General features: G+C 61.2%; 7 protein-coding genes. 1 reads left to right on the top strand and 6 read right to left on the bottom strand.

Translation table 11 applies throughout. The features are described from left to right. The 6 genes from AC1DZ6_RS00175 to AC1DZ6_RS00150 form a co-directional block, all read right to left on the bottom strand. On the bottom strand, positions 1–981 hold a 981-nt coding region (locus AC1DZ6_RS00175; RefSeq protein WP_477095173.1), incomplete at its 3' end, for a type IV secretion system DNA-binding domain-containing protein. After that, positions 978–1364 carry a hypothetical protein gene (locus AC1DZ6_RS00170; RefSeq protein ID WP_477095172.1) on the bottom strand — a complete coding sequence of 129 codons (387 nt, stop codon included), beginning with the start codon at positions 1362–1364 and terminating at the stop codon, positions 978–980. The genes AC1DZ6_RS00175 and AC1DZ6_RS00170, both read right to left, overlap by 4 nt. A 244-nt stretch (positions 1365–1608) precedes the next feature. Next, positions 1609–2064, bottom strand: coding sequence for a hypothetical protein (locus AC1DZ6_RS00165; protein WP_477095171.1), 456 nt, complete (start codon positions 2062–2064; stop codon positions 1609–1611). Continuing rightward, on the bottom strand, positions 2061–2282 hold the full coding sequence (locus AC1DZ6_RS00160) for a helix-turn-helix transcriptional regulator (protein WP_477095170.1): 222 nt from the start codon (positions 2280–2282) through the stop codon (positions 2061–2063). The genes AC1DZ6_RS00165 and AC1DZ6_RS00160 overlap by 4 nt, the downstream gene beginning before the upstream one ends. Positions 2283–2394: 112 nt before the next feature. After that, a complete protein-coding gene (locus AC1DZ6_RS00155; protein WP_477095169.1) occupies positions 2395–3360 on the bottom strand; it encodes a hypothetical protein in 966 nt (321 codons plus the stop codon). Continuing rightward, the gene (locus tag AC1DZ6_RS00150) at positions 3326–4666 is read right to left on the bottom strand and encodes a tyrosine-type recombinase/integrase (RefSeq protein ID WP_477095168.1); all 1341 of its coding nucleotides are present in this window, start codon (positions 4664–4666) and stop codon (positions 3326–3328) included. Before AC1DZ6_RS00150 ends, AC1DZ6_RS00155 begins: the two co-directional genes overlap by 35 nt. A gap of 699 nt (positions 4667–5365) precedes the next feature. Here AC1DZ6_RS00150 and AC1DZ6_RS00145 point away from each other — a divergent pair. After that, positions 5366–6385 (top strand): sensor histidine kinase, encoded by a 1020-nt coding sequence (locus AC1DZ6_RS00145; protein WP_477095167.1) that lies wholly within the window; start codon positions 5366–5368, stop codon positions 6383–6385. Positions 6386–6468: the final 83 nt, after the last annotated feature.

The raw sequence follows: 6468 nt of genomic DNA, 5'->3' as shown, positions 1-6468 counted from the left end.
GGTCCGCGCCGACGAACTGCCAGCGAGCCAGACCTTCAGGTCCGCCTTACTGGTCGCCTGAAGCGCCGCCAGCAAGGATGGCAGATCGGCCCGGCCCTCACGCCACAGCGCGCGCATGATGTTGGCGACCAGGAGGCGCGCCGTGCTGGTCCAGACATCGCCCTCGTTGTCCTCCTTGGCGGTGATCAGCTGCGCGGCGATGCGGTCGGCGTCGGCCGGGTGGGCGATCTCATCGAACGGATTCCAGAACGCGCCGCGCTGATCGAAAGGATTGAGGATCACGTCGCCGCGCGCCGGGTCGTAGTAGTGAGCCACGAACTCGCCGGAGGTGTCGTAGACGATGGCGCTGTCGCCGCGTCGCTCGATCCCGTCGAGCAGTTGCCGCAAGGCCGTGGTCTTGCCCGAGCCCGTCGAGCCGATCAGCGCGGCATGCCGGGTCTCTAAGTCCTCGGGAAGCGGCACGCTCGCCATATAGAGTGCTGATCGGCTCGCGCGTTTGACCGTCAACCGCGCCAGAGCGCTTTCCGAGACGACCGCTGAGCCGCGAAGCTTTCGGTCGCGGGCCGCGACTTGGCCCCGACGTTCCATCCAATAGGCCCAGATGGCGCTAAGCACTCCACCCAGCAGGGTGCCGGCCAAGGCGCCGCCCGTAGCGTTGATGACGACGGCGCGGCTGGCTTCTTGGAATTCCTGCGATCGAGCGATGCTCTTGGCCGAGATCAGGGCTGGGCCGTCTGGCGTCTGCAAGCTTACGGTCGGCGCCACGGGGCGCCCTTCCGCTATCCACAACTTGAACCTTGCCAGCGCGTAGACGCCGGCTAGGTCGCGAGAGGGCGCGGGCACGTGGTGCAGGATCGAGGTGACGGACATGACCGCCGCCGCGACCGCCACAATCCGCGCATAGGCCAGCCAACGCCGGAGCGCGGCGCCAAGGCTGTGAGCGATCAGGCCCTGACCGGTTTTGAGGGGCGTTGGGCTCATGGCTCGCCTCGCGCCAGATCGCGTTGGCGACGATAGGCTTCGCCCGCTGCTTCACCGAGCGCCTGATCGACCTTGGCCGGATCGGACTCTCCGCGAAGCGCGGCCTTACGCGAGAACTGGTAGGCGGCGGCGCTGGTGAACAGCGTGCGGTCCGTCATCTGTTCGAGCCGGCGGACCCTGACGATCAGTTCGCCCAACGCGTCGGCGGTCTCAGCGCTGGGCTGGTCTGAGTGGGTTGGCCCGCCGCCGACGAGCGCGGCAAGACCGGCCTCGACGGCGCGGATTGCCGCCTGATAGCGAACGACGCCGTGAGAGTCGGCATAGCGCCGGAGCGCTGCGTCCTGGGCTCGCGTCAGCCTCAGGGAGAGACTTACCCGGCTCATGAACGGCCTCCATGGCGCACGCGGTCCGCACACATATAAGAGCCTGTTTTCGTGGCTCCTTCGGCATTGGAGAACTCCAAGCATGCGGTGCGCACGCGCCGCGCGCCGTTCTGGCTCGCCGCAGGGCAGTGCGAATGGTCTGGATCTACCTCCCCCAATTTTCGGATAGATTTTTCACTGCTTTGGCCTGTTGAATTCACTGCCATCGCGAAGCTTCCGGCAGGCTGAAAGCGCTCCGTCGCTCTCATTGTCGGCCGCCGGCAGGGGGCGTCTCGTTGGAAATCTTAGGCCCGGCGCGCGCAATTTGCTTTGCAAGCGCACAGGGAAGCGTTTCGGGAATCCACTTGGGTCCTGAAAGCCTTCCATCAATCAGGGAGAGGAATTCAACGCGATGGATGGTGATGCCGTCATCCCACTCATCCCGGTCAACGTTCCAGAAGACGGGCGAGGCGGTCGGAGCGCCCATAACGCGGAAGACCGACGAGGCGAGTCCCTCGATGTTGGCCGCAGGGCGACTGGGCGATCCCGCGACGCTGACGAAGGCGATATGGCGCTCCCGGCCAACTTTGCAGCGAACGACCAAGCACACGCAGTTGCCGCCATCCTTATTCATGAAGCGGATGAGTTGGTGGGTGGGTAGCCGGTGCCTGACGCGCGGTAAGGTGGCGAGGATTGCATTTAGGACGCCTGAAGAGCTCATCGCGGAGCCTCCTCGCCCTGGGTTTTCGCATCCGCGCCATAACGACGCCGAGGTAGAGCGTTGACCCACGCCTCGATCTCATCGGCGCGCCAACAGATCGAATTGCTGCCAACGATGACGGGGGCGGGGAAATGGCCGCTTCGAACAGCCCGCCAGATTGTGGTGCGGGAGCCGAAGCCGATCGTCTTAATCACCTCAGGGAGTCGGAGGAGTCGCATGGTATCGCCTCGTGTTTCAGAACGAGGCGATCGCAGCTCCATATCGGCTTGGGCGATAGGGGGAATTTGGTCAAGCGCACAACGGAAATTGCGCGGAAATAGTTCAAAAACCCTATATATTACGGTCTATTAGAGCCAAGACGCCCTTCTTCAATCGTTTGTTGAACGCTTCGTTGGCCCCTCTTTGGATTTGATCGGTAACGGAGTTGCGGATGTTTTCACGGACCTTCGGCTCGACTCTGCAAACAATGGCGAGCGCTTGCTCGCGGGTTTTGCCGCTAGCCAACTCGCTGCAGTATTTTTCAAGATAGAGAAAACCCCTCGCTAGCCTCCTGTCCGAGGCACGAAGCTCTTCAATGAAGGCGAGGAGCGTCTCTCGTTCGTCTTTGGTCCAGGTAACGAGCTTGCTTGGTTTAAGGGCGGCAGTTATAAGTAAACGCTCTCTAGCGAATAGACCTGAATCGATATCGGACCGTTTTACAAAAATGTCATGATAGTTCGAGTCTAGTTCTTTAGATTGATGGGCATATGAAGGAATTTCAGGCCCTAATAAGCCCAGCCATCCGAAATTTGCATTCCAATGGCGCTTGTCCAACCCTTTATAGGGTTCGCTCTTATTTCCTCTGCGGGCCTGATAAGCGATAAGCCTGCCACTCTTCAGGCGTTCGTGCAGGATGAACAGTAGCCCGAGTTCCAGTCCTTTTTCCTCATTGCGCGCTAAGATTTTGCGCGGTGTGTCTGGTTTCCTTCTTGCGAAGACCATGCAGGCGGCGGTCGCAACCACAATCGCAACCACAGTGGCGAGCGAAAATGGTGTCGGGACGATAGCGTAGACGATAAGTGCAATTAGGCTGAATAATAGCAAAGATGGCGCAGATATGTTTGCTATAAAAATAGTAATTAAACGACTGGGTAGCAATTCGGCCCATGATGATCCGAAATAGTACTTAAAGCGCCTGTCGTCATCTTTGCAGCAATACATGCCAACAAAATCCGATATGGTAACAAAAGTATCGGAAGGGGAGGGTGTGTTAATTTCTATCTCAAGATCTCCTGCAGTTAGCAAAGGGAATGACATTTCCGCTGGGTCTTGCGGGCTGATTGATAAGTCCCACCACGTGATCCGCCCACGCCGCCAAAGCTACGCGCTTGTCCGGGAGGTAGTCATTGCGATCATAGACGGCGGTAATGGCCGATGCGCCGTCATCAGCGGCATGGGCCAGGATCTTCGCCACCACGAAGCGTCGTATGCCGTAGCGCTCGCTCGTTAGCGTAGTGGCGCCGCTGCGACGGAAATCATGGGGTGTGCCGTGCTTGACGCCATGGCGCTGACAAAGTCGCGCTAGGGCCCGGGTCATGACATCCGGGGAAACATGCCGACTAGGGTCTTCGTGGGCAGGGAATACGAACTCCTTGACCCCGAAGGACAGGCGCGCCTCTCTTAGAAGGCGTAGCGCCGCATCTGAAAGGGGCACTACGTGAGGGCGGCGCGCCTTCATCCGCCCCGCCGGAATGGTCCAGATGCGTGCGTTCTCGTCGATTTCAGGCCAGCGAGCACCCGCGACCTCACCGCGACGACAGAGCGTGAGCAAGGCGAATCCTAGTGCCAGCGAGGTTGAGGGCTCCAGTCGCGCATGCTTGTCTGGTCGGTCTTCACCTCGGATGCGCGGCTCTGAAGCAAGAACCAGGGCCGTCCATATCTTGGCCAAGGCCTGGTCATCAAAGAGCCGATCGCGACTGCGAAGGGCCAAGGGGCGCGTCACGCCATGGGCCGGATTGGCGTCGATCCGCTCCTCATGAACTGCAAAGGCTAGGAGGGCCGATAGAACCCGGCCGATCGACGCCACAGAATCTGGCGCCAGATCGTGGCCCACCGCCAACCGGCGCATGAACGCCTTGATGTCTCTCCGCTTCAGTTCGGTGAATTTCACGTCTCCGAGCTCGCCAACGAGATAGCGCTTCCAGCGGCTCTTTTCGGCGCGCAGCGTGTTGGCGGTCTTTGGCCGGCCTCGACCGCCATGCAGCCCTCGCTCGGCGGCGGCCCAATAGGCCTCGGCCAGCTCGGCCAGTGTCTCGCCTGTCCTGGCGGCAATCTTCGCCTCGGTTCTTTCTTGGGCGGGATCGTCGCCATTGACGACGCGAACGCGAAGCGCGCCGGCCAGGTCGCGCGCTCTAGATAGACCAAGCTCCGGATAGGACCCCAAGGGCATCCGTTTCCGCTTGCCGTTGAGCGACACATACCGAAATTCAAAGGACCGCGTTCCCGTTGGGAAGACCCGCACGATCAGTCCCCGCGCGCCTGACACCGCCAGTTCATAGGTCCGCTCGCTGGGCTTCAATGCCGAAACCTGACGATCCGTTGTGATGGGGCCACTCGTGGCCATGGGTAGCGCCTCCGCTCCCACGGCTCCGTTTGAGGGGCGCTAGTGGGGCAGTGGCGACGCTACAAGATGAGACTCCCTCGCTCAAGCTGAAACGAGTTTAATCCATGTTTTTCAGTATGATAGAAATAATCTGCACCGCCTTGAAACGAGCTGAAATCGCTATCAAAGCGACTCCGAAGGCAAAGGTCACACGTTCGAATCGTGTCGGGTGCGCCAATCTCCAAAAACATCGCTTAAAACGTTGAGTCTTCACCGTCAGGGGAACCGTCTTTCGACGATTGCTGCGCAACTCTGCCAAACAATCGTTCCCACAATCAGCGCGTACGAACGCCCACGTCGGGCTGCTCGGCGCGAAAATCCACTCACGCGGCGTCCAGCTCTAAAGGCCAGCGACGCGACGCAGGCGCAGATCAGAGCTGAGGATCTGCCACCCTTGCCCGCCGACGCATTACTGGCCCTGAACGACGTGCTGCGGCTGCACGCCGCGTTCGTGATGTCGGACCCAGTTTGCCGAACCCTGGCAAATGGCGCCGCGGACTTTCGCCGGCAAAGCCCACAATTGAGATTACGGGAAATTCATTGGGGGCGGAGATTGCTCCTGCGGCAAGATCAGTTGGCCCCCATACCGGTGGCGTGGCTTTCGGGGTGCCCGTGATGTGGAAGCCGGCGAACTGGACCGCGCGGACGGAGTCGCTGCTGTTGGCCGGCCTGACCTGGCTGTGCTTCATAGCGATCGAGTGTGGGCTGAACCCCTCCGGCTGGCCCATGGCCCTCGTCTGGGCTTCTCACGGTCTTGTGCTCACGCTCGTCCTCAACGCGGTGCTTCTGGCGACTAGGAACTGGCCGCCCATCATCAAATTCGCGGTGGCGGCCGTGTCGGTCGTCGTGTTGGGGCTGACGCAGGCTCGGCTCGATATTTGGGTCGCCTCACAGTTTATGCGGATCATGCTGGGTCCGAACTCGGTTCCTGAACTCGTGCGCCTCGATCCCAATGGTCAGGCGACCGACATCAAGATGATGATCAACGTCGCCATCTATCTTTGGATGTTCGGGTTCTTCGCGGCGGCCGTAACGCTGATGATCGCTCGCCGCGCCGCATTCGAGGCCAAGTTCGCGGCGCAGACGGCCCAGCTAGAGGCGCTGCGGCTTCAGTTGGCGCCGCACTTCCTATTCAACGCGCTCAACTCAATTAGCACCCTCATCCTTGTCGGGCGCGCTAAGGAGGCCGAGGAGATGACGAACCGGCTGTCGGCTTTTTTTCGGGCTACGCTGATGACCAGCGGCTCTGACGCGGTCAGCCTGGACGCGGAACTGGGCACGATCAGCGACTATCTCGATGTCGAACGGGTGCGCTTTGGCGACAAGCTTGTGGTTTCGGTGAGCTGTGAGCCAGAACTCYCCGAAGCCGTGGTCCCCGGGCTGATCCTTCAGCCGTTGGTCGAGAACGTCATCAAGCACGCGGTGTCGGCGGCGGATGTCCCCGTGCGGCTCTCAATCACCGCCGCGCGTGTGAATGATCGTCTCAGGATCGCCATCGAGGACGACCATGCCGGGACGCCCGCCGCGGCGCCCATGCAATCCGGCGTCGGGGTGCGCAACACCCGGCAGCGCCTGGCGACGCTCTACGGGAAGGACGCGACCGTGGAGACAGGGCCGATGACCACCCAGGGATATCGCTCCGTGCTGGACTTCCCCCTTCGGTACGACGCCACGCTCTAGGCGCCGCCACCATCGCTTTCGAACACGACTAAGCCCGCGGGTCTCCCGTCAGCCCGACCTCGCGCGCCCAGCACATTCGCCGC

This window comes from Caulobacter sp. P1_B12_2, assembly GCF_056406675.1.
This window is presented reverse-complemented; position numbering and strand designations above follow the sequence as displayed.

Coding starts and splice junctions, on each gene's coding strand:
- AC1DZ6_RS00170 (WP_477095172.1), bottom strand. CDS start 1,364: ATGAGCCGGGTAAGTCTCTCCCTGAGGCTGACGCGAGCCCAGGACGCA.
- AC1DZ6_RS00165 (WP_477095171.1), bottom strand. CDS start 2,064: ATGAGCTCTTCAGGCGTCCTAAATGCAATCCTCGCCACCTTACCGCGC.
- AC1DZ6_RS00160 (WP_477095170.1), bottom strand. CDS start 2,282: ATGCGACTCCTCCGACTCCCTGAGGTGATTAAGACGATCGGCTTCGGC.
- AC1DZ6_RS00155 (WP_477095169.1), bottom strand. CDS start 3,360: ATGTCATTCCCTTTGCTAACTGCAGGAGATCTTGAGATAGAAATTAAC.
- AC1DZ6_RS00150 (WP_477095168.1), bottom strand. CDS start 4,666: ATGGCCACGAGTGGCCCCATCACAACGGATCGTCAGGTTTCGGCATTG.